The organism is Streptomyces panacea (assembly GCF_040560175.1).
GTDB lineage: Bacteria > Actinomycetota > Actinomycetes > Streptomycetales > Streptomycetaceae > Streptomyces > Streptomyces panacea.
Genome location: NZ_JARJHW010000053.1, coordinates 20,712 through 41,674 on the forward strand (window position 1 = coordinate 20,712; position 20,963 = coordinate 41,674).

General features: G+C 70.7%; 23 protein-coding genes. 12 read left to right on the top strand and 11 right to left on the bottom strand.

What is annotated here, in order from left to right:
* Position 1 precedes the first annotated feature (1 nt).
* On the bottom strand, positions 2-1,057 hold the full coding sequence (locus P3L51_RS15430; RefSeq protein ID WP_354605777.1) for an alpha/beta fold hydrolase: 1,056 nt from the start codon (positions 1,055-1,057) through the stop codon (positions 2-4).
* Positions 1,058-1,229: 172 nt separating this feature from the next.
* On the opposite strand from P3L51_RS15430, the gene P3L51_RS15435 reads away from it, so the two are divergent.
* From P3L51_RS15435 to P3L51_RS15450, 4 genes are all read left to right on the top strand, one after another.
* On the top strand, positions 1,230-1,484 hold the full coding sequence (locus P3L51_RS15435; RefSeq protein ID WP_354605778.1) for an Rv3202a family protein: 255 nt from the start codon (positions 1,230-1,232) through the stop codon (positions 1,482-1,484).
* A 200-nt stretch (positions 1,485-1,684) separates the two neighbouring features.
* Positions 1,685-2,335, top strand: coding sequence for a TetR/AcrR family transcriptional regulator (locus P3L51_RS15440; RefSeq protein WP_354605779.1), 651 nt, complete (start codon positions 1,685-1,687; stop codon positions 2,333-2,335).
* 135 nt (positions 2,336-2,470) lie between these two features.
* On the top strand, positions 2,471-2,698 hold the full coding sequence (locus P3L51_RS15445; RefSeq protein ID WP_023538836.1) for a DUF3107 domain-containing protein: 228 nt from the start codon (positions 2,471-2,473) through the stop codon (positions 2,696-2,698).
* Positions 2,699-2,866: 168 nt separating this feature from the next.
* Positions 2,867-3,136 (top strand): hypothetical protein, encoded by a 270-nt coding sequence (locus P3L51_RS15450; protein WP_354605780.1) that lies wholly within the window; start codon positions 2,867-2,869, stop codon positions 3,134-3,136.
* 55 nt (positions 3,137-3,191) lie between these two features.
* On the opposite strand, the gene P3L51_RS15455 is transcribed toward P3L51_RS15450, so the two are convergent.
* Entirely contained in the window at positions 3,192-3,974 is a 783-nt protein-coding gene (locus P3L51_RS15455; protein ID WP_354605781.1) for a ferritin-like fold-containing protein, read from the bottom strand.
* 530 nt (positions 3,975-4,504) lie between these two features.
* Here P3L51_RS15455 and P3L51_RS15460 point away from each other — a divergent pair.
* Positions 4,505-6,322 (top strand): DEAD/DEAH box helicase, encoded by a 1,818-nt coding sequence (locus tag P3L51_RS15460; protein WP_354605782.1) that lies wholly within the window; start codon positions 4,505-4,507, stop codon positions 6,320-6,322.
* 122 nt (positions 6,323-6,444) lie between these two features.
* Entirely contained in the window at positions 6,445-7,302 is an 858-nt protein-coding gene (locus tag P3L51_RS15465; protein ID WP_354605783.1) for an alpha/beta fold hydrolase, read from the top strand.
* A 12-nt stretch (positions 7,303-7,314) separates the two neighbouring features.
* On the opposite strand, the gene P3L51_RS15470 is transcribed toward P3L51_RS15465, so the two are convergent.
* On the bottom strand, positions 7,315-8,226 hold the full coding sequence (locus P3L51_RS15470) for an NYN domain-containing protein (protein ID WP_354605784.1): 912 nt from the start codon (positions 8,224-8,226) through the stop codon (positions 7,315-7,317).
* A 176-nt stretch (positions 8,227-8,402) separates the two neighbouring features.
* On the opposite strand from P3L51_RS15470, the gene P3L51_RS15475 reads away from it, so the two are divergent.
* Positions 8,403-8,555, top strand: a complete 153-nt coding sequence (locus P3L51_RS15475; protein ID WP_187280063.1) for a DUF8834 family protein — start codon at positions 8,403-8,405, stop codon at positions 8,553-8,555.
* A gap of 81 nt (positions 8,556-8,636) precedes the next feature.
* Here P3L51_RS15475 and P3L51_RS15480 read toward each other — a convergent pair whose 3' ends face one another.
* From P3L51_RS15480 to P3L51_RS15495, 4 genes are all read right to left on the bottom strand, one after another.
* Positions 8,637-9,242, bottom strand: a complete 606-nt coding sequence (locus P3L51_RS15480) for a MarC family protein (RefSeq protein WP_354605785.1) — start codon at positions 9,240-9,242, stop codon at positions 8,637-8,639.
* A 130-nt stretch (positions 9,243-9,372) separates the two neighbouring features.
* Positions 9,373-10,242 (bottom strand): PHP domain-containing protein, encoded by an 870-nt coding sequence (locus P3L51_RS15485; RefSeq protein ID WP_354605786.1) that lies wholly within the window; start codon positions 10,240-10,242, stop codon positions 9,373-9,375.
* A gap of 141 nt (positions 10,243-10,383) precedes the next feature.
* Positions 10,384-11,022: a DUF6758 family protein gene (locus P3L51_RS15490; protein ID WP_354605787.1), complete on the bottom strand. Its 639-nt coding sequence runs from the start codon at positions 11,020-11,022 to the stop codon at positions 10,384-10,386.
* A 200-nt stretch (positions 11,023-11,222) separates the two neighbouring features.
* On the bottom strand, positions 11,223-11,834 hold the full coding sequence (locus tag P3L51_RS15495) for a suppressor of fused domain protein (RefSeq protein WP_354605788.1): 612 nt from the start codon (positions 11,832-11,834) through the stop codon (positions 11,223-11,225).
* 476 nt (positions 11,835-12,310) lie between these two features.
* Between P3L51_RS15495 and P3L51_RS15500 the strand changes: the two genes are divergently transcribed.
* Entirely contained in the window at positions 12,311-13,426 is a 1,116-nt protein-coding gene (locus P3L51_RS15500) for a magnesium and cobalt transport protein CorA (RefSeq protein WP_354605789.1), read from the top strand.
* Between the two features lie 118 nt (positions 13,427-13,544).
* Positions 13,545-14,069 carry a hypothetical protein gene (locus P3L51_RS15505; RefSeq protein WP_354605790.1) on the top strand — a complete coding sequence of 175 codons (525 nt, stop codon included), beginning with the start codon at positions 13,545-13,547 and terminating at the stop codon, positions 14,067-14,069.
* Between the two features lie 17 nt (positions 14,070-14,086).
* Here P3L51_RS15505 and P3L51_RS15510 read toward each other — a convergent pair whose 3' ends face one another.
* Positions 14,087-14,803, bottom strand: coding sequence for a hypothetical protein (locus P3L51_RS15510; RefSeq protein WP_354605791.1), 717 nt, complete (start codon positions 14,801-14,803; stop codon positions 14,087-14,089).
* 343 nt (positions 14,804-15,146) lie between these two features.
* On the opposite strand from P3L51_RS15510, the gene P3L51_RS15515 reads away from it, so the two are divergent.
* From P3L51_RS15515 to P3L51_RS15525, 3 genes are read left to right on the top strand one after another with little or no spacing between them, the layout of a single operon-like run.
* Complete coding sequence (locus P3L51_RS15515) at positions 15,147-16,421, top strand: magnesium transporter MgtE N-terminal domain-containing protein (RefSeq protein WP_354605792.1); 1,275 nt, start codon at positions 15,147-15,149, stop codon at positions 16,419-16,421.
* The gene (locus tag P3L51_RS15520; RefSeq protein ID WP_354605793.1) at positions 16,411-17,013 is read left to right on the top strand and encodes a DUF1003 domain-containing protein; all 603 of its coding nucleotides are present in this window, start codon (positions 16,411-16,413) and stop codon (positions 17,011-17,013) included. The genes P3L51_RS15515 and P3L51_RS15520 overlap by 11 nt, the downstream gene beginning before the upstream one ends.
* Positions 17,014-17,055: 42 nt before the next feature.
* Entirely contained in the window at positions 17,056-18,216 is a 1,161-nt protein-coding gene (locus P3L51_RS15525) for an Mrp/NBP35 family ATP-binding protein (protein ID WP_354605794.1), read from the top strand.
* Between the two features lie 76 nt (positions 18,217-18,292).
* Here the strand turns inward: P3L51_RS15525 and P3L51_RS15530 are convergent, their stop codons facing one another.
* The 3 genes from P3L51_RS15530 to P3L51_RS15540 all read right to left on the bottom strand — a co-directional run.
* A complete protein-coding gene (locus tag P3L51_RS15530) occupies positions 18,293-18,976 on the bottom strand; it encodes a hypothetical protein (RefSeq protein WP_354605795.1) in 684 nt (227 codons plus the stop codon).
* A 115-nt stretch (positions 18,977-19,091) separates the two neighbouring features.
* On the bottom strand, positions 19,092-19,568 hold the full coding sequence (locus P3L51_RS15535; RefSeq protein WP_354605796.1) for a sec-independent translocase: 477 nt from the start codon (positions 19,566-19,568) through the stop codon (positions 19,092-19,094).
* A 126-nt stretch (positions 19,569-19,694) separates the two neighbouring features.
* On the bottom strand, positions 19,695-20,963 hold a 1,269-nt coding region (locus P3L51_RS15540), incomplete at its 5' end, for a S1C family serine protease (RefSeq protein WP_354605797.1).

Sequence of the window (20,963 nt, forward strand, 5' to 3'; positions counted from 1 at the left end):
ATCAGCTCCCGCCACTGTCGTTGTCACCGCTGTCGCCACTACTGCCGAAGGTGTTGGCGTCTCCACCGTCATTACGACCGGCACGCCCGTTCGTCTCACCTGTCACCCCGTCGGACTCCTGGATGAGACTCCGCGCGGCCTCCGCGACCACCTTCGGGTACTCCATCATGGCAACATGCCCGGCGTCCGGAAGCGTCAGGAGTCGGGAATCACGGAAAGCGGCGGACGCCTTTCGTGCCATACGGTACGAAACAAGCTGATCCCGCCCTCCGTACACCAGCAGTGTCGGCGCGAGGACCCGCTCGGCCTGGCGCCACAGCCCTTGCTGGCCGCCGAGGGTGTACGCGTCGACGATGCCCCGCGCGGAGCGGGTCATCGCCTCCCAGAAGTACGGAAGACCCTGCCGCCGCTCCATCTCCTCCACCGCGTTCCGCAGCCCCTCCTCGGAGACCCGGCCGGGGTCTCCGTAACAGAGGGCCATCACCCCGCGGGTGCGCTGCTCGGCCGTCCACTCGCGCGTCATGCGCCCGAACAGCGCGGCGACGCCGGGCACGGCGAGCAGGGCGGTCGGCAGGGCGTTGTGCTGCACGCGGATCTCGGGCAGCGCGGGCGAGACGAGGGTGAGGGTGCGCACCAGGTCGGGACGGGCGGCGGCGACCCGGGTCGATACGGCGCCCCCCAGGGAGTTGCCGAAGAGATGTACCGGGCCGTGCCCGCCCGCGTCGAGCAGCCGGATCACGGCCCGCGCGTGGGCCGTGATCGAGTAGTTCCTGTCGGCCGGCGGCGGGGAGTCGCCGAAGCCGGGCAGGTCGACCGCCTCGCCGTCGACCACGTCGGCCAACAGGGGCATCAGATCGGACCAGTTCTGCGAGGAGCCGCCGAGGCCGTGCACGTACAGCGCGCGCGGCGCTCCGGGGCGCGTCGGGGGCCGTGAGCGCACGTTCAGGGTCAGCCCCGGCAGGGCCAGCGAACGAAGCCGCTCGCCGTCGGCGACCCGGACGGTGCTCACGCGCGGGACAACGGCGGCGAGGGTTTCCGGCAGCTCGGTCGAAGACATGCGGGCAATGTTACGAGACGATCACACGCCGTTTCGCGTGTTCACCGTCACAGGACGCATAGCGTCGAGGGTGCGGACCTCCTACCCTCGTAAGTACGCGTACGTATTCGCCTCATTTCGCGAATGGACGGCGGAAGAAGACGGAAGACGACCGGAGAAGAAAGGGCGCCCCATGTCGGCGGACCCGAGCGACCCGGACACATTCCCGAACGACATCGACGAGGAAGATCGCGGCGCGGGGGCGGATTCCGGCGAACTCGAGGAACTCGGCGAGGAGACCCCGGAGGCCGACGCCGCCGAGCAGCACACGGACGTCCAACCGTCCGACGACGATCCGCCGGCCCCCGTCGATACGGCCGAGGCCGACGAGACCGACGCCGCCGAACAGGCGCGTATCGTCTCTCTCGACGAGGACGACTACCGCTGAGCGGCCGCTCGGGACCGGGTTCGCCTTTTGTCGGCATTGGATACTTTTTTCCGCCGCCGCCCTCGCGGCCGGCCGGATATCAGGCTCCCCCGGCTGTCCGGTCCGTGAAATTCTGCGGCCTGACCACGCACAGCCGGGTTACCCAAAAGTACGATGGCAAGGCGGCGCACAGCGCGCACGGAACAATTCTGGGAGGCGGCGTGACAGCCATAGAGCAGACCGAGGCGGCGCGCCCGCGAGGCACGCGCCTGCCACGCCGCGCTCGACGCAATCAGCTTCTGGGTGCGGCTCAGGAAGTCTTCGTCGCACAGGGTTACCATGCCGCGGCGATGGACGACATCGCGGAGCGGGCCGGCGTCAGCAAGCCCGTCCTCTACCAGCACTTCCCGGGAAAGCTGGACCTCTACCTGGCCCTTCTCGACCAGCACTGCGAGGCCCTGCTGAACGCCGTGCGTACGGCCCTGGCGTCGACGAGCGACAACAAGCTCCGGGTCGCGGCCACGATGGACGCGTACTTCGCCTACGTCGAGGACGAGGGCGGCGCGTTCCGGCTGGTCTTCGAGTCCGACCTGACGAACGAGCCCGCCGTGCGCGAGCGCGTCGACCGGGTGGCGCTCCAGTGCGCGGAGGCGATCTCCGACGTGATCGCGTCGGACACGGGCCTCTCCAAGGAGGAGTCCATGATGCTGGCCGTCGGACTCGGCGGCGTCTCCCAGGTGGTGGCGCGGTACTGGCTCTCCAGCGAGTCGGTCATCCCGCGGGACAAGGCAGTGGAACTTCTCACCTCGCTCGCCTGGCGCGGCATCGCCGGATTCCCGCTGCACGGCAGCGAGCAGCACCCCGGCGCCTGACGGGCTCCCGGCGCGGTCCGTGTTCGCTGCGGGCGTGCCCGGCCACCGTCCTGAGCGCCGTCTCTCCGGGCTAATGTGTGCTGGGTACCGCGCGGTTGACCGCGCAACGCACTGACCGTTCGGAGGGACATAGCGGTGGAGGTCAAGATCGGCGTGCAGCACACGCCCCGCGAGATCGTTCTGGAGAGCGGGCAGTCCGCCGAGGAGGTCGAGAGCGCCGTGGCCGACGCACTCGCCGGCAAGGCGAAGCTGCTCAGCCTCACGGACGAAAAGGGGCGGAAGGTGCTCGTACCGGCCGAACGGATCGCGTACGTGGAGATCGGCGAGCCGACGACCCGACGGGTGGGCTTCGGCGCTCTCTAGTTCGAAACGGCGGAACAGCACCACAGAGACAGAGGAGTGGCCCGGCGGGATCTCCCGCCGGGCCACTCCTTTGCTGGGTCTTCGGATCGCGGAGGGTTGCCCCGCGCGCACTCCGGGTAGACCGGGCTACGACTCGATCGGCCAGCGCACGTGGTGAGGTGATCAGCGGTGATCTTGGAAGCTCTCGGTGCGGTCCTGCTCGGACTGGGTGCCTCGTGGGCCGCGCTCCAGCGGCTGCCCCACCGGCTCCCCTCCCGCCGCCCCGTGCTCGCCGCGGGGTCCCTGGGCTCCCTCTTCGGCGCGATGCTCACGCACGCGGCGCTCGGCCCCGGTCACTTCGTCGCGACACTGATCGGCGCGGTGGTTGTCGGGGCGGTCCTGCTCTCGCTGCTGCTCCGCCCCGCGGGCCATGTCCTGCGCCGGCCGATGCCCTCCTGACGCTCCCGCGGCCTCGGACGGACGGCCTCGGGCAACCGGCCCGAGGCAACCGGTCTCAGGCGGCCAGTCCCAGCGCCGCCATCCGCTTCGTGTGCGCCTCGGTGATCCGCGAGAACATCCGGCCCACCTCGGCCAGGTCGAAGCCGTCGGCGACCCCGCCCACCAGCATCGTCGAGAGCGCGTCCCGGTCGGCCACCACGCGCTGCGCCTGCGACAGCGCCTCACCCATCAGCCGCCGCGCCCAGAGCGCGAGCCGCCCGCCGACCCTCGGTTCCGCCTCGATCGCGGCGCGGACCTTCTCCACCGCGAAATTGCCGTGCCCTGTGTCATCGAGCACAGCGAGCACCAGACCGCGGGTGTCGGAATCCAGCCGCGCGGCCACCTCACGGTAGAAGTCACTGGCGATCGAGTCGCCCACATACGCCTTGACCAGACCCTCCAGCCAGTCCGACGGCGCGGTCTGGCGGTGGAAGTCGTCCAGCGCGGCGGCGAAAGGATCCATCGCGCCCGTCGGATCGGCGTCGATTTCGCCGAGCCGGTCGCGCAGTCTCTCGAAATGGTGGAATTCCGCGGAGGCCATCTTCGCGAGTTCCGCCTTGTCGTCCAGCGTCGGCGCGAGTTTGGCGTCCTCGGCGAGCCGCTCGAAGGCCGCCAGTTCGCCGTAGGCGAGTGCTCCCAGCAGATCCACGACCGCGGCCCGGTACCTCGGATCGGCGGAGGCGGTCGCCCAGTCCTGGGCGGCGATCCCCGTGTGTTCTGCGGGGGCGGATCCGGCCGTGGATCCGGGCGCGGACCCCGGTGTGGACTCGGGCGCAGTGGCGTTGTCAGACGTCTCCATGCAGCGCACAATAGCCCGCTCGCCGCACGGCGCAGAGCCCGCTCCGCGCACGGGGTAAGGGCCCGGCCGGCAAGTGCCCTCACACTGTTCCGACGAATTCGTCCAACACACATGCGCGATTCCGAGGTACAGTGGTAATGCGCCTGCCGAGTATTCGGTGGGCCATCGCAGTGTTTGACCGGGAGATCTGTCCCGGACAGGCCCCATGAGGATGCCCGGTCGGTGGCCCGATCGGCTCCGACCCCGACCGCCCTCCGCGCGGACCGTATGCACAGCTGCGTACGACCTGCAGATGAGGGGCCCCCTCAGCGGCACGAGCGCTCGAGCGACGGCAGTGGTCCCGCGCCATCCGGCCAATCCACGGCCGGCCGAGTACCCAGGTGCGGTACGACCCCCAGCGTTCGCCTCGCGTCGCGTCTCACAGAAGAGGCAGCACCCTGACTACGACTTTCCGAGACCTCGGAATCCTCCCCGAGACAGCCGAAGCACTAGAAGCCGTCGGCATCATGTCTCCGTTCCCCATCCAAGAGATGACCCTCCCGGTCGCACTGTCCGGCAAGGATGTCATCGGCCAGGCCAAGACCGGCACCGGCAAGACGCTCGGCTTCGGCCTGCCGCTCCTGGAGCGCGTCACCGTCCCCGCCGATGTCGAGGCGGGCCGGGCCGTTCCCGAGCAGCTGACCAACGCCCCGCAGGCCCTCGTGGTCGTCCCCACCCGCGAGCTGTGCCAGCAGGTCACCAACGACCTCCAGACCGCCGGCAAGGTGCGCAACGTGCGCGTGCTGGCGATCTACGGCGGCCGCGCCTACGAGCCGCAGGTCGAGGCCCTCAAGAAGGGCGTCGACGTGATCGTCGGCACACCGGGCCGGCTCCTCGACCTGGCGGGCCAGCGCAAGCTCGACCTGTCGCACGTGCGCGGACTCGTCCTGGACGAGGCCGACGAGATGCTCGACCTGGGCTTCCTGCCCGACGTCGAGCGGATCATCCAGCTGCTGCCCCCGAAGCGCCAGACGATGCTGTTCTCGGCGACCATGCCGGGCGCGGTCATCGGTCTCGCCCGTCGCTACATGTCGCAGCCGACGCACATCAGCGCCACGTCGCCCGACGACGCGGGCGCGACGGTCGCCAACACCACCCAGCGTGTCTACCGCGCCCACTCCATGGACAAGCCGGAGCTGGTCGCGCGCATCCTCCAGGCCGAGGGCCGCGGGCTCGCGATGATCTTCTGCCGTACGAAGCGTACGGCCGCCGACATCGCCGACCAGCTGGCCCAGCGCGGCTTCGCCTCGGGCGCCGTCCACGGCGACCTGGGCCAGGGCGCGCGTGAGCAGGCGCTGCGCGCGTTCCGCAACGGCAAGGTGGACGTCCTCGTCTGCACCGACGTCGCCGCCCGCGGTATCGACGTCGAAGGCGTGACGCACGTCATCAACTACCAGTCGCCCGAGGAGGAGAAGACCTACCTCCACCGCATCGGCCGCACCGGCCGCGCGGGCGCGTCCGGCATCGCCGTGACGCTGGTCGACTGGGACGACATCCCGCGCTGGCAGCTGATCAACAAGGCGCTGGACCTGGGCTTCCCGGACCCGCCGGAGACGTACTCCACCTCGCCGCACCTCTTCGAGGAGCTCGACATCCCCGCGGGGACCAAGGGCATCTTGCCGCGTACGGACCGGACGCGTGCCGGTCTGTCGGCGGAGCAGGTCGAGGACCTGGGCGAGACGGGCGGTCGCGGCCGCAAGTCCGCCGGTCCGCCGGCGCGTACGGCCGCCGTCGTACAGGAGGAGCGCCCGGCGCGTACGCGTACACCGCGCCAGCGCCGCCGTACACGCGGCGGGACGTCCCTGGAGGCCGGCGAGGCACAGACGGTCCCGACGGCGGCCGACGTGGCCGACACCGTCGAGGGCGCCGACGAGCCGCGTATCCCGCGTCGTCGTCGGCGTACGCGCGTGAGCGTGCCCGCCGACGCGGCGGTGGCGGTCGCCACGACCGTCACCGAGCCCGCGCGTGAGGTGTTCGTCGAGCCGATGGCCCAGCCCGAGGACGCGGCCGACGCCGAGTCGGCCACCAAGCCGCGCCGTCGTCGTACGCGCGCCGCCAAGCCCGCGGTCGAGGCCGTGGACACCGTCGAGAGCGCGGCTCCGGCCGCGGTCACCGATGGCGCGGTCGCCGACGTGGACGCCGGGACGAAGACCGAGACCAAGCCCCGGCGCCGTACACGCGCCGCCAAGGCCCCGGTCGAGGCCGAGACGGTGAAGGCCGCCGACGCCGCGGAGGCCGACGCCCCCGCCGCCGAGGCCAAGCCGCGCCGCCGCCGTACGCGCGCGGCGGTCGCCCAGCCCGAGAGCTGACGCTTCAACACCGATGGCCCGGCCCCGCAGGGGTGCCGGGCCATCGGCGTGTGTGCCGCCCTCGGTAGGAGGCGCCCCGGCCGGGTGAGGCGGCGGTGGGCGCGGGGTCTTACGCTCGTCGCATGAGCCGGCCGCCCACGTTCGTTCCCCCGCCCCGCACCCGCGCGCTCCAGCTGTCGACGCGACGCGGGCACTTCGCCGTGCTCGACGCGCGGCCCGAGGGGACGCCGCGGGGCACCGCCCTCCTGCTGCCCGGATTCACCGGCAGTAAGGAGGACTTCATCGCGATGCTGGTACCGCTCACCGCGGCCGGTTATCGCGCCGTCGCCGTGGACGGTCGCGGGCAGTACGAGTCCGACGGTCCCGACTCCCAAGAGGCGTACGCCCAGGAGGAGTTGGCGGCGGATGTGCTGGCGCAGGCCGAGGCGGTCGGAGCGCCGGTCCATCTCGTGGGGCACTCGCTGGGCGGGCAGATCAGCCGCGCGGCCGTGCTCACGGACGCCGAGCCGTTTCTGACGCTGACGCTGATCTCCTCGGGCCCCGCCCGCATCGCCCCCTCCCAGCAGGAGCGGGTACGGCTGCTGAGCGAGGCCCTGGTGCTCACGCACATGGACATGGAGCAGGTCTGGGAGGGCATCCGCGCGATGGACCCGCCGGAGGAGACGGATGTCGACGGCGACGGCGCGGATCTGCGCCGCCGCTGGCTGCGCCACAATCCCGTCCAACTGATCGCTACGGGGCGGCAGTTGACGGTCGAGCCGGACCGGGTCGCCGAGCTGGCCGCCGTACGGCCGCTGCCCAAGCACGTGGTCTCCGGCGAGCGGGACGACACCTGGCCGGTGCCGTTGCTCGACGACATGGCGCGGCGGCTGGACGCGCGCCGGACGGTGATCGAGGGCGCCGAGCACTCACCGAACACCGATCAGCCGCTGCGTACGGCCGCCGCGCTCAGCGCCTTCTGGGACGACACCCGTAGCTGAGAGCCAAGGCGCTCAGAACTGCGCCTCCAGGTGCTGCCAGAACCCGTCCCGCAGGGCCCGTCGCAGTACGGCGTGGCCGCGCAGCGACCGTTGCAGCAGCTTCTCCGCCTCGATCAGCAGGTCCTGGTCCACGGGCCCCGGCAGATACGGATGGCCCGGCAGCAGCTCCGCCATCGCCACCCGCCCGCGCCCGACCAGCCAGGTCGCGGCGATCTGCGCGCCGATGAAGCGCACCTGTTCGCGCGAGGGCGGGGGATCGCCCTCGTTCTCGTACGTGGTGACGGGCCGCCGTGTCACGTACGGCTTCCAGAAGTCGAGGTCGAAGGTGCGCTGGCTGTCGACCTCCCACAGCAGCGGCTCGGCCTGGTTGCGCCCGTCGCCGGCCTCGATGCCCCAGAGATGGACGCGGGCGCCGTACCCCTGCGCGGCCTCGACGGCGGACACCAGGTCCTCGTCACCGCCCACCAGCGCGGCGTCGCTGATGGCGCGGTGTCTGGCGAGCGATTCGAGATCCGTGCGGATCAGTGAGTCGACGCCCTTCTGCTGATTGTTGGCGTTGAGATTGCCGAGGCGGACCTTGACGTCGGGCAGCTCCGCGATGGACTGCTGCTCGGGCGTGTGGATACGCCGCCGCGCGCCGTCGTACCAGTAGACCCGCAGCAACCTGCTGTCCGCGAATATCGTGCGCGCCTTGTCGATGAACGCCTCGATGAGCCCTTCGGCGTCGAGATCGAAGGCCCGCCGGTCCTCGGTCCCCGCTACAAGTAATCCGGCCGCAGCGTAGACGTAACCCGCGTCGACGAAAATGGCGTGGGTGGAGGGCGTCTTGGCGACCTCGGCGAGCATCCGCTGGAGCAGTTCGTTGGTGTGCTCCAGGCGGGCGCCGACCTCGGCGATGTCGGGGTTGATCTCTGCCTCGCTCATACGGGGTCCATTGTCCGGGGGCGCGACCGTACCCGCCAGTAGTTAGCCAACCGAAAAATTTCCTTAGTGTAGGGAATGTTTGCAGAGGGCAAGGCGTTGTGGCCTTATGTAATCAACGACGGGCTACCCGTCACACACAGTTCTCCTACGGAGGATCAGACGAAGGGAGAAGCGATATGCGCTTCGAGATCATGCGACTGAACGATGCTGACGGCACCGCCGTCGACAGCACCGTCGTGGACGCCGCCTCCGTCAATCAGATCGTGCAGCAGGCCGCCTCAACAGGGCAGCGCCTCTATATCCGACCGGCCGTCACCACGGCCTCATAGTTTCCGGGATCCACGTGATCCACTGATCGGCACCTGTCGAGACGCCCCCGTACGGACCATCCGTGCGGGGGCGCTTTGGTGTCACGCGCCCTGCACGACCTGGGTGACGCCGTTGATGATCTGCTGCACGGCGATGGCCGAGAGCATCATTCCGGCGAGCCGGGTCACCAGCACCACGCCGCCGTCCTTGATCAGCCGGATGATCACCAGCGAGTAGCGCATCGTCAGCCAGAGCACGGCGTGCATCGCCACGATCGCCGCCCACACCGACACCTGCGCCGCCGCGCCGTCGGCGTGCTGCACTGCGAGGATGACGGAGACGATCGCGCCGGGGCCCGCCAGGAGCGGCATGCCCAGCGGTACGAGGGCGACGTTGACGTCCTTCGTCTGCTTGGGCTCGTCGGTCTTGCCGGTGAGCAGGTCGAGCGCGATGAGCAGGAGGAGCAGTCCGCCGGCGATCATCAGCGCGGGGACGGACACATGCAGATAGTCGAGGATCTGCTGGCCGAGGATGCCGAAGACGGTGATCACACCGAAGGCGACGGCCACCGCCTGCCAGGCCATCCTGCGCTGGACCTTGGCGGGGCGCCCGGAGGTGAGGGCGAGGAAGATCGGCGTGATCCCGGGTGGGTCCATGATCACGAAGAGGGTCAGGAAGAGGGAACCGAAAACGGCGGCGTCGAACACGGTGTGGCCTTGCGAGGAGTGGGTGGATGGAGCGGGGACGCGCTACGCGACCGCTTACGGGGCGGCACGGGGCGGCAAGCGATGGGCGGGCGGTACGCGAGGTGCGTGCCTACACGCCTGCACGGGTCGCTTACGCGTGTCCGCCCGCGCCGGGGACCGGGAACGCGCCCGAGGCGCGCCGGACGATCTCGCCGTAGATCTCCGGGTCGGTGCTGTACTCCCCGAGCCGGACGGTCTTCCGGGTGCCGTGGTAGTCACTGGAGCCGGTGGTGAGCAGCCCCAGCTCGGCGGCGAGTCCGCGCAGCCGTGCGCGTGTGGGCTCGTCGTGGTTCATGTGGTCGACCTCGACGCCGTCGAGGCCCGCCTCGGCCAGCCGCGCGAGCGCCGCCTCGGCCACGACCGCGCCCCGGGTCACGGCCAGCGGATGCGCGATGACGGTGACGCCGCCGGCGGCCTTGACCAGCCGGACCGCCTCGAAGGGGTCCAACTCGTGCCGGGGCACGTACACCCGGCCGTGGTCGGAGAGCCACCGGGAGGTGAACGCCTCGTCGACCGAGCCCACGATGCCCAGCTCGACGAGCGCCGACGCGACGTGCGGGCGGCCGATCGAACCGTCCCCGGCGATGCGGGCGACCTGTTCCCAGGTGATCGGCACGCCCAGTTCCTGGAGCTTGGCCACCATCGCCCGCGCGCGCGGCACCCGGTCGTCGCGCACCAGCTCACGCTCGCGCAGCAGTTGGGGCTCGTCGGCGTCGAAGAGGTACGCCAGCATGTGCAGGCTCACACCGTCGGCCCGGCAGGAGAGCTCGGCGCCGGTGACGAGGGTGAGGCCGCTGTCCAGCTCGGCGAGGGCCTTGAGCGCCTCGGCGTGACCCCGGGTCGTGTCGTGGTCGGTGAGCGCGACGACGTCCAGACCGGCGGTGGCGGCGTTGCGTACCAGCTCGGCCGGGGTGTCCGTACCGTCCGACGCCGTGGAGTGGGTGTGCAGATCAATGCGCACGACGCGTACTCCAAGGGCTCGGACGGGCAGGGGACGCTCCAGGATAACGGGCGCGCAAGACCGTCCCGGACGGTCGGGCCCCTGGTCCGCCCATGGTCCGCCCCGGGTCCGTCAGCGCCCGGTCCTGTGCCGCGCGGACTCTCAGCTCAGCAGGCGCTGGGACAGCGCCCCGCACGGCAGCAGGTCCACCTCGGCGCCCGCGTCACGCAGATCGGTCAGCACCAGCTCGTCGTACATCAGCAGCCCCGTCTGCTCCGGCCAGACGATCGCCCAGAGCCACAGCCCGAGCGCCTCGCCCGCGAAGACCGCGCGGTCCGGTGGGGCCTCTGGCACGTGCCAGAGCGGGGTGGGGCGGCCGGCGGCCAGCAGTTTGGCGTGCGGGGGCTTGTCGACACAGATGCTCGGGCCCGGGTCGGGCCCGTCGATCCCCGCGTACCGCGCCCCGAGTCCGACACCGAGCTCCTCGGCGACCAGCAGCAGCTCTCCCGAGCCGCCGAGCGGGCCGGGGCCCGAACACGCGACGGCGGTGGCCCGGCCACCGCTGCGGTCGTCGCCCGCGTACGCCACGCCGGTGTAGAGCCAGCCGACGGGGAGCGGCCAGGGCATCCAGACGGGGACGCGGGCGCGGTTCACCACGACCCCGAGGGCTTCGACGCTGGGCGGTATTACCGGCTGCAGCGGATGCACCGTGCCGTGGGTGTCGCACTGCCAGGAGTCGGCGAAGAGACCGGGCGCCCTGACCCGGCCACCGCACTTCGGGCAACCTGGTTCGCCCCTCATGCCGCCCAACGGTCCTCCCCGGTCGGCGCCCCGTCAAGGACGATCACCCGTCCGGCACAGAACGGCGGCAAATACCGGCGGCCTGTACGAGACGGGTACTCCTCTTGGCGGCGTACGGGGTTCAGGGGTTCCCGGGCGCTTACACGTACTCCTCGGTCCGGCACGACGCCTGTGCGGCACGACGTCGATACGGCGGATCGTCAGTCCAGCGGGACCGAGCCGCGCAGCGGGTCGCGCAGGTCCGTCCCGTGCGCCAACCACCGCTCCTGGAGCGCCTGCGCGCCCTTGACCCGCTTCCACGCGGCCTCGTTGGGCGTCATCGGGAGCAGCGGCAGGAACCGTACGGGTTCGAGCGGCGCCTCCAGTTCCAGATCGGGGACCAGTCCGCCGGACTCCCCGACGAGCACGGAGCTGAACGGCGCACCCGGCCACAGGGGTTCACCGACTTCCAGCGAGGCCCCCGCGGACACGACCAGGCCCTCGACCTGGGGCGACACGGCCAGCACGGCGAGGGGGTGCAGCACCTTGTCGGTGTCGGCGAGCCCGGCGCGTACGGACAGGACCAGTTCGGCGCGCGGCCCCCGCGCCGGGTCGGGGACGACGACCGTCGGGTCGGCCATCGGCCGCGCGGACATCCCCAGCGTGGCGTACCGCACGACGGCGCCGACGTCGGAGCCCGGTGACTCCCCGGGGTCGAGGAATCGCAGCACCTCGACACGGTCCGTGCCCACGAACGTCATCGCGGCGCGCGCGTCCGGTTCGCCGAGGGCGGTACGCAACCGGGCCTCGACCAGAGAAAGAACTTCTGCCATCCGGTGAGCATAGAACGCCGCCTTAACGGGCAAGAGACCAAATTGGCCCCGATCGACTGCTAGTCTGGGCCGCCGGTCGGGACAGCGCGCCGAAGCGTCGCTCTCCAGTCCCGACACACGTCATCCCCTACGGGGGACCGGCCGGAGGAGGTGGGGCTGCGGTGGATCGAAGTCACCCGGCCAGTACCAGCCGCTCTTCCTCGCGCTGTACCGCCTCTCTCGTCTGAGGCCCTGCCCCGTACAGGCCCGCGGCTTGTCGCACGACGGAAGAGCACTGCACCAGCACTGTTTTGCCTGTCTGTAGCGAACGCCGTCACCGCGTCCTCGCGGTGCCGCCCGCTTTGCGGACGTATACGCGCAGCGTCGTGGCACGTCATGTCACGCCGTTCCGATCTCGTGTCAGCACGTACGCGCGTCACGTCCCCGTTCCGGGCTGCGCCACGCCCCGCCGACGGCCTCTCCGTGAGGAGCCAGCCATGTCGATGATCCGTGACCTGCGTGCGGCGGTCCGTCCGTCCCTGCGCAAGAGCAACACCGCCTACAGCACGTACGACTCCACCCGCGACCCCTCGGCGTCCAGCGCCGTCGTCGACTGCGCCGTCTACCGCGACGGCCGCCGGATGAAGGACGAGCCGTGCCTCACCCCGCACGAGGCGATGCTGGAGGTGCGCAAGGGCGGCGGCTTCGCCTGGATCGGCCTCCATGAGCCGACCGAGGCCGAATTCGCCGGTATCGCCGAGGAGTTCGGGCTGCACCCGCTCGCCGTCGAGGACGCCGTACACGCCCACCAGCGGCCCAAGCTGGAGCGGTACGACGACACCCTCTTCGCCGTCTTCAAGACCATCCACTACGTCGAGCACGCCGAACTGACCGCGACCAGCGAGGTCGTGGAGACCGGCGAGGTCATGTGCTTCACCGGCCGGGACTTCGTCATCACCGTGCGGCACGGCGGCAAGGGCTCGCTGCGCGCGCTGCGGCACCGGCTGGAGGACGACACCGAACTGCTCGCCAAAGGGCCCTCGTCGGTCCTGCACGCCATCGCCGACCATGTGGTCGACGGCTACATCGCGGTGGCCGCCGCCGTGCAGGACGACATCGACGAGGTCGAGATCGCCGTGTTCTCGGCGCCCGCCAAGGGCAGCCCGCCGGGCTCGGACGCCGGGCGGATCTACCAACTCAAGCGCGAGGTGCTGGAGTTCAAGCGGGCCGTGGCGCCGCTGCTGCGCCCGATGCAGCTGCTGAGCGAGCGTCCGATGCGGCTGGTCGAACCGGACGTGCAGAAGTACTTCCGCGACGTCGCCGACCACCTGGCCAGGGTGCACGAGGAGGTCATCGGCTTCGACGAGCTGCTCAACTCGATCCTCCAGGCCAATCTGGCGCAGGCGACCGTCGCGCAGAACGAGGACATGCGCAAGATCACCTCCTGGGCGGCGATCATCGCCGTACCGACGGCGGTCTGCGGCGTCTACGGCATGAACTTCGAGCACATGCCGGAACTCGGCTGGAGGTACGGCTACCCGATGGTGCTGTGCGGCATCGCCGTCATCTGTCTCTCCATCCACCGGACGCTGAAGCGCAACGGGTGGCTGTAGGGCTCCGGGGCACGGCCCGGGGCCGGTTCGACCGCACCCCCTGGGTCGTGTCTTCAAAGTAGCGCCGTCCGCCCGCGGGCCAAGCGGGACTTCGAAGACACGGCCTAGGCTGCCGGGTATGACAGAAACCGCTCCCGGCTCATCGCTCCTCGGCAAGGCGCTCGTCGAGGAGGCCACCAAGAAGTCCGGCCTCATCTGGGTGCGGGCGGGCGGGCCCGCCCGCGCCCTGTGGCACGTCTGGCTCGACGGCGCCGCGCTGATCGTCGGGGACGGCGCCGGCGAGCAGCCCCTGCCGGGTTTGGTCGACGGCTCCACCGCCGAGGTGACCGTACGGAGCAAGGACAAGGGCGGGCGGCTGGTGGCCTGGACCGCGTCCGTCACCGAACTCGCTCCTCGTACGGAGGCGTGGGAGAGCGCTGTGGCCGAGCTGAAGGGCAAGCGGCTCAACGCGCCGGACTTCGACGAGATGACGGACCGCTGGGCGCGCGAGTCACGGGTGCTGCGCCTGGAGCCGCGCGACGCGATCACCGACCTGCCGCAGGACTCGCAGGCAGCGACGCCGCTGCCGACATCGGCGACGACGCGTCAGCCGGCCCCGGCGGCCGTGCCGCGGCTGCTGTTCAAGCGGAAGAAGAAGGACTGACGGCCGCCGGGCGGGACTCAGGTGCTCGGCAGCGTGCTGCCGTAGTCCACCATCTCGCCCTCGGCCGGCGCCTCCAGGGGGAAGTCCTTGCCCCAGTCGGTGAGCGTGAGCGTCCCCGCGTCACCCGCGCGGGCCAGTTGCAGCGGGTACGGCGTGCCTTCCAGCGACACGTTCAGCGAGCCGCCCGCGCCTCCGTCGCCGTTGACCGTGATCGTGCGTACGCCGCCGATCTCGGCGCGGTCGCCCTTGCCGCGCTTGCCGTGCAGCCCCAGCAGCCCGTCGAGCAGCACGCTCTTGTCGGTGAAGCCCCGCAGCTGGTCGTAGGCCGGATCGTCCTCGGGGACCTTCACGTATTTGTTGTCGAGCTTCTCCGCGGCCTCGGAGTCGGCCTCGCTGGGCGCCTCGCCCGACCCGCCGTCGCCGCCCTTGTCGTCCGCGTGGCTCCAGAAGCCCGCGTCCGCCTTCAGGAACAGCTCGTCCTCGACGCGCAGCAGCTCGAAGGTGCCGCCGGTCTTGCTGCTGACCGACCCGGTCCCGCCGGCCTCCTTGAGCGACATGTTGAGCTTGTACGTCTGCCCGTCGGTGACGACCGTGCCGGCCAGGCGCACCGCGTCCGCGCTCTCGGCGGCGGTCTTCGCCTTCTTCTCGATCCCGGCGGCCGACAGTTTGCCGACGCCGTTCGTCCCCGCGTCCGGATCCTCGTCGCTGCCGCACGCCGTGAGCGCGACGGTCATCCCGACGCAGAGAGCCACGGGAATCGCGGCCCGGCAAAGTCGGGCGGAGGACCGAAGAAGGGTCACGAACGCACTGCCTCTCATACGTGAGGGGGGACGGCAGACCGCAGCGTACCCGTGCCGACCACGCCCATCGACAACGAGCCCCGGCGACGGATCGCCCGTACCGTACGGACGGATCCGCCAGGGCGGCACGGAGCGGTACGGGCTAGCCTGAACCCGTTGTCGCGGTCGATACGGGGACAGTCACGGGCGTCACGGTCAAGGCCGGAGACACCACATACGGACAGACAGAGACAGACACCGACAGACAGAGACTGTCGCGGACAGGGAGGAGCGCGTGATGGCGTCGGGCGCCTCCCGGGTCTTCGTCTCGCACCTCGCCGGCGTGCCGGTCTTCGACCCCAACGGCGACCAGGTGGGACGGGTACGCGATCTCGTGGCGATGCTGCGCGTCGGCGGCCGTCCGCCCCGGGTGCTCGGCATGGTCGTCGAAGTGCTCAGCAGGCACCGGATCTTCCTGCCGATGACGCGCATCACGGGCGTCGCCTCGGGTCAGGTGATCACGACCGGCGTGGTCAACATGCGGCGCTTCGAGCAACGTCCCACGGAGCGGCTGGTCCTGGGCGAGCTGCTCGACCGTCGCGTACAGCTCGTGGAGAGCGACGAGCAGGTGACCGTCCTCGATGTCGCCGTCCAGCAGTTGCCCGCCCGCCGCGAGTGGGAGATCGGGAAGGTCTTCGTCCGGCGCGGCAAGGCCGGCGCGCTGCGGCGGCGCGGCGAGACGCTGACCGTCGACTGGTCGGCGGTCACCGGCTTCACGCTGGAGGAGGACGGCCAGGGCGCCGAGAATCTCGTCGCGACCTTCGAACGGCTGCGCCCCGCCGACCTGGCCAACGTGCTGCACCATCTGACGCCGAAGCGGCGCGCGGAGGTGGCGGCGGCCCTCGACGACGACCGGCTCGCCGACGTCCTGGAGGAGCTGCCCGAGGACGACCAGGTGGAGATCCTGGGCAAGCTGAACGACGACCGGGCCGCCGACGTCCTGGAGGCGATGGACCCGGACGACGCGGCCGACCTGCTCTCGGAGCTGCCCGAGGAGGACAAGGAGCGGCTGCTGGCGCTGATGCGCCCCGACGACGCCGCCGACGTGCGCCGGCTGCTGGCGTACGAGGAGCGGACCGCGGGCGGCCTGATGACGACCGAGCCGATCGTGCTGCGGCCGGACGCGACGGTCGCCGACGCGCTGGCGCGGGTACGCCGGCAGACGCTCTCGCCCGCGCTGGCCGCGCAGGTCTACGTGTGCCGGGCGCCGGACGAGACACCGACGGGCAAGTACCTGGGCACGGTGCACTTCCAACGGCTGCTGCGCGACCCGCCGTTCACTCTGGTCGGCTCGATCGTGGAGAGCGACCTGCCGCCGCTGGCGCCCGATACGCCGCTGCCCGACATCACCGGGTATCTCGCCACGTACAACATGGTGGCCGCGCCGGTCGTCGACGAGAGCGGCTCGCTGCTCGGCGCCGTGACCGTCGACGACGTCCTGGACCACCTGCTGCCCGACGACTGGCGGGAGACCGGGTTCCACGGCCTGGAGGAGGCCACGAGTGGCGGTTGAGCGCCCGGACAAGGACCCGTCGAGGGAAAGGGCCACGGCGGTCCCGGGAGCGAGCGCCGTGGCGCGTGGGCCGCGCGGACGGCTCGATCAGCCGCGCACGCCGAGGCGCAGGCTGCTGCCGGACTACGACCCCGAGGCCTTCGCCCGGCTCTCGGAACGGATCGCGCGGTTCCTCGGGACGGGTCGCTTCATCGTCTGGATGACGCTGACGATCATCGTGTGGGTTCTGTGGAACATCTTCGCGCCGCCGGCGGTGCGTTTCGACGAGTACCCGTTCATCTTCCTGACGCTGGCGCTGTCCCTCCAGGCCTCGTACGCGGCCCCGTTGATCCTGCTGGCGCAGAACCGCCAGGACGACCGGGACCGGGTCACCCAGGAGCAGGAGCGCAAGCAGAACGAGCGCTCCATCGCCGACACCGAGTATCTGACCCGCGAGATCGCCTCGCTGCGGATGGGGCTCGGTGAGGTCGCCACCCGTGACTGGATCCGCTCGGAGCTCCAGGACCTGGTGCGTGAGCTGGCCGAGCAACATGTCCTGCCGCCCGCCGAACCGACGCGGCGACGTGACGAATCCGACCGCCCGGAGCGCTGACGCGCTTTCCGGAGCGTGCGCGCCGCGCCGTACCATCTCCCTATGGCTACCGACACGCACGGAACCGTCGCTCCCGCGGAAGACGCGGTACGCGCAGCACTGGCGACGGTGAACGACCCCGAGATCCACCGGCCGATCACCGACCTCGGCATGGTCAAATCGGTCGACATCGGGGCGGACGGCGCGGTGGCTGTCACGATCTATCTCACGGTGTCCGGCTGTCCCATGCGCGAGACGATCACCACGAACGTGACGGAGGCCGTCGCCTCCGTCGCCGGCGTCACCCGGGTCGACGTCACGCTCGACGTGATGAGCGACGAGCAGCGCAAGGAGCTGGCCTCGTCGCTGCGCGGCGGTACGGCCGAGCGCGAGGTGCCCTTCGCCAAGCCCGGCTCGCTGACCCGCGTGTACGCGGTCGCCTCGGGCAAGGGCGGCGTCGGCAAGTCGTCGGTGACGGTCAACCTGGCAGCGGCGATGGCCGCCGACGGTCTGAAGGTCGGCGTCGTCGACGCGGACATCTACGGGCACAGCGTGCCGCGCATGCTGGGGGCCGACGGGAAGCCCACCCAGGTCGAGAACATGATCATGCCGCCGTCGGCGCACGGCGTGAAGGTCATCTCGATCGGCATGTTCACTCCCGGCAACTCCCCGGTGGTGTGGCGCGGACCGATGCTGCACCGCGCGCTCCAGCAGTTCCTGGCCGATGTGTTCTGGGGCGATCTGGACGTGCTGCTGCTCGACCTGCCGCCGGGGACGGGCGACATCGCGATCTCGGTGGCGCAGCTCGTGCCGAACGCCGAGATCCTGGTGGTCACCACGCCGCAGCAGGCCGCCGCCGAGGTCGCGGAGCGGGCCGGGTCCATCGCCGTACAGACCCACCAGAAGATCGTCGGCGTGGTCGAGAACATGGCGGGCCTGCCGTGCCCGCACTGCGACGAGATCATCGACGTGTTCGGGACGGGCGGCGGCCAGCGGGTCGCCGACGGGCTGACGCGGACGACCGGCGCCTCGGTGCCGGTGCTCGGCGCGATCCCGATCGACGTACGGCTGCGGGAGGGCGGCGACGACGGCACGCCCGTCGTGCTCTCCGACCCCGACTCCCCCGCGGGCGCGGCGCTGAGGTCGATCGCGGGCAAGCTGGGCGGGCGGCAGCGCGGCCTGGCGGGCATGACGCTGGGTCTGACGCCGCGTAACAAGTTCTGACTGTTCTGACGGCACGGGTAAGGGGCGTCTGCCATGGCAGACGCCCCTTACCCGTGCGCCGGGCGGTGTTCCCCGGTTACTGGGGGACGTACGAGTTGATGTCCTCGATCACCGAGAAGCCGAGGCCGTACGCGCTCATGCCACGCCCGTACGCGCCGATGTGCACCCCGCCGCCCCCGGCCGGGTCGGTAGGGCCCGTCGAGCCCGCGAGGACCCAGCCGAATTCGGATTCGCGATAGTGGAACGGCGTCGGGACGCCGTCCACGGGGAGCGAGAGAACCGACCAGGCGGAGCCCTCCAGGTCGTCGGCCAGTTCGAAGGCCGTCTCGGTCTGCTGGTCCAGCCAGTCGTCGCGCAGCGTGTGGTCGAGCTGCGCGGGCCAGGTCGACTGCAGCAGCGCCGAACCGGCCAGCCAGGCCGCGGAGGACACCGTCGTGGCGTCCAGGACGCCCGTGCCGTCACCGCTGTGCCGTACGGGGCTCGCGACGACCGTGACGACGGCCGCGAAGCGTTCCTTCTCCGCGCCTGACGCGTCCGGTCTTATCGACGGCTCCTCGCCGTGTCCCGTGGAGCCGTGCTGCACGGTGCCGTCCGCCGCCGTGCCCACCTGCATCAGCCATCTGGGGCCGGTGAACGCGTCGTCCAGTCCGTACCAGGGGAAGGTGGCCCGCAGATAGCCCTCGACCGTGCGCCGGGCACCCGACACCCCGTCCGCCGTGCCGGCCGCGCCCTGGGCCCCTACCCGACTTGTCGTCTCCATCTGTCCGGACCGCCTCCTCTATCTCGGAGTCCGGAGCGGCCCGCCCTCACGGACGTCTCACTACCGGACAGATGGAGGATAGCCACCCGTTACCAACTCGCCGGGCAGGGTGGGCTCAGGTGGCGTCTGCGTCGAACGGGGGGCGATCGGCCTGTTGGGGCTTTTCCGGCTTCTTGAGCAGGTCAGAGGTGCCGGAAGGGCTCTTCGTCAGGCTCGGCGCCACGGCGTCACTCGCGCCGCCCCCGCTCGCGGCGGTGTCGCCGCCCTTGTCGTGGACCGAGTCCGCGACGTCGTTGATTTCCTTCTTGAGGTTGAAGCTACTGCGGATCTCCTTCAGCCCCAGGTCGTCCTCGTGCTCCGACAACTGCTTTCGGACGAACTTCTTGGGGTTGAGGTCCTCGAAGTCGAAGTCCTTGAACTCCGGTCCCAGCTCGGAGCGGATGTCCTCCTTCGCGTTGTCGGAGAACTCGCGCACCTTCCGGATGAAACGGGAAACGTCCTGGATGACCTTGGGCAGCTTGTCCGGGCCGAAGACGAGCACGGCGAGAATCACGAGCGTCACCAGCTCGAGCGCGCCTATGTCATTGAACACCTAGCTGCTCCTTGTGTTCTCCGTGCCCGCAGGCGAGACCTTGTCGGCCTGGCCTGTGATGGGTCGAGGCCCGGGCCGCTCCACGGTACCCGGCGGACCTGGCCGGACGGTACCTTCATTCGACACTCACCTGCCTTCCGCGCTGCCCAGAACCAGAGTCATGGTCCGCTCTTTACCTCCGCGGGTCAGTGTCAGCTCCAGTTCGTCACCCGGGCGGTGCGAACGGATCTTCACGATCAGCTCCTCGCCGCTGTGCACCCGCTGGCCGTCCACCTCGGTGATGATGTCGCCGGTCCTGATGCCCGCCTTCGCGGCCGGGCCGCCTTCCTCGACCGAAGGTCCGCCGCCGGCGCTCTTCGCACCGACCTTGGCGCCGTCGCCCGTGTACTCCATGTCGAGCGTGACACCGATCACGGGGTGCGACGCCTTGCCGGTGTTGATCAGCTCCTCGGCGACGCGCTTGCCCTGGTTGATCGGTATCGCGAAGCCGAGGCCGATGGAACCGGCCTGGGCACCGTCGGGCGTACCGCCGCCGTCGGCGCCGCGGATCGCGCTGTTGATTCCGATGACCTGCGCCTTCGAATTCACCAGCGGGCCACCGGAGTTGCCGGGGTTGATCGGCGCGTCGGTCTGGAGGGCGTCGACGTAGCTGATGTCGCTGCCGTCGCCCTTCTCGCCGCCGGCGGTGATCGGGCGCTCCTTGGCGCTGATGATGCCCGCCGTGACGGTGTTCTGGAGGTCGAAGGGCGCGCCGATCGCGACGACCGGGTCGCCGACCTGGACGTTGTCGGAATTGCCGAGCGGCAGCGGCTTGAGTCCGGAGACTCCGGTGACCTTCACGACGGCGAGGTCGTAGCCGCTGTCCTTGCCGACGAGCTTCGCCTTGGCGGTCTCGCCACCGCTGAAGGTGATCGAGATGTCGCCGGAGTCACCGGCGGGGTCGACCACGTGGTTGTTCGTCAGGATGTGGCCCGTGCGGTCCAGGACGAAGCCGGTGCCCGTGCCCTGTTCGCCGCCGCCGCTGACATGGAGGGTGACGACGCTCGGCAGGGCGCTGGAGGCGATCCCGGCGACGCTGTCGGCCGGGCGGCCCCCGCCGTCGTTGCCCGCCTGGGGCAGTTCGACGCTGGTGAGGCCGCCGTTGCGCTCGATGTACGCGCCGACGCCACCGCCGATGACGGCGATGCAGAGCGCGAGCGCCAGCGCGCCCACGAAGCCGATGCCCCGGCGCTGCTTCCGGGGCTCCCCCGGGTCGGGGTACGACAGCGTCTGCTGCTGCCCGGGGGTGCTCCAGGGGTCGTACTGGAGCCACTGGGTGGGCTGGGGATGCTGCGGGTGGGCGCCCTGGGGCGGGGGAAGCTGCTGGGTCCCCGTCTGCGGGTGCGCGAGAGGCTG

What these genes read in the sequence shown, in the direction of transcription:
- P3L51_RS15470 (WP_354605784.1), bottom strand. Translation starts at nt 8,226, where the DNA reads ATGAGCGAGGCAGAGATCAACCCCGACATCGCCGAGGTCGGCGCCCGC.
- P3L51_RS15435 (WP_354605778.1), top strand. Translation starts at nt 1,230, where the DNA reads ATGTCGGCGGACCCGAGCGACCCGGACACATTCCCGAACGACATCGAC.
- P3L51_RS15505 (WP_354605790.1), top strand. Translation starts at nt 13,545, where the DNA reads ATGACAGAAACCGCTCCCGGCTCATCGCTCCTCGGCAAGGCGCTCGTC.
- P3L51_RS15525 (WP_354605794.1), top strand. Translation starts at nt 17,056, where the DNA reads ATGGCTACCGACACGCACGGAACCGTCGCTCCCGCGGAAGACGCGGTA.
- P3L51_RS15495 (WP_354605788.1), bottom strand. Translation starts at nt 11,834, where the DNA reads ATGGCAGAAGTTCTTTCTCTGGTCGAGGCCCGGTTGCGTACCGCCCTC.
- P3L51_RS15510 (WP_354605791.1), bottom strand. Translation starts at nt 14,803, where the DNA reads ATGACCGTCGCGCTCACGGCGTGCGGCAGCGACGAGGATCCGGACGCG.
- P3L51_RS15460 (WP_354605782.1), top strand. Translation starts at nt 4,505, where the DNA reads ATGACCCTCCCGGTCGCACTGTCCGGCAAGGATGTCATCGGCCAGGCC.
- P3L51_RS15530 (WP_354605795.1), bottom strand. Translation starts at nt 18,976, where the DNA reads ATGGAGACGACAAGTCGGGTAGGGGCCCAGGGCGCGGCCGGCACGGCG.
- P3L51_RS15475 (WP_187280063.1), top strand. Translation starts at nt 8,403, where the DNA reads ATGCGCTTCGAGATCATGCGACTGAACGATGCTGACGGCACCGCCGTC.
- P3L51_RS15490 (WP_354605787.1), bottom strand. Translation starts at nt 11,022, where the DNA reads ATGAGGGGCGAACCAGGTTGCCCGAAGTGCGGTGGCCGGGTCAGGGCG.
- P3L51_RS15455 (WP_354605781.1), bottom strand. Translation starts at nt 3,974, where the DNA reads ATGGAGACGTCTGACAACGCCACTGCGCCCGAGTCCACACCGGGGTCC.
- P3L51_RS15430 (WP_354605777.1), bottom strand. Translation starts at nt 1,057, where the DNA reads ATGTCTTCGACCGAGCTGCCGGAAACCCTCGCCGCCGTTGTCCCGCGC.
- P3L51_RS15515 (WP_354605792.1), top strand. Translation starts at nt 15,147, where the DNA reads ATGGCGTCGGGCGCCTCCCGGGTCTTCGTCTCGCACCTCGCCGGCGTG.
- P3L51_RS15465 (WP_354605783.1), top strand. Translation starts at nt 6,445, where the DNA reads ATGAGCCGGCCGCCCACGTTCGTTCCCCCGCCCCGCACCCGCGCGCTC.
- P3L51_RS15500 (WP_354605789.1), top strand. Translation starts at nt 12,311, where the DNA reads ATGTCGATGATCCGTGACCTGCGTGCGGCGGTCCGTCCGTCCCTGCGC.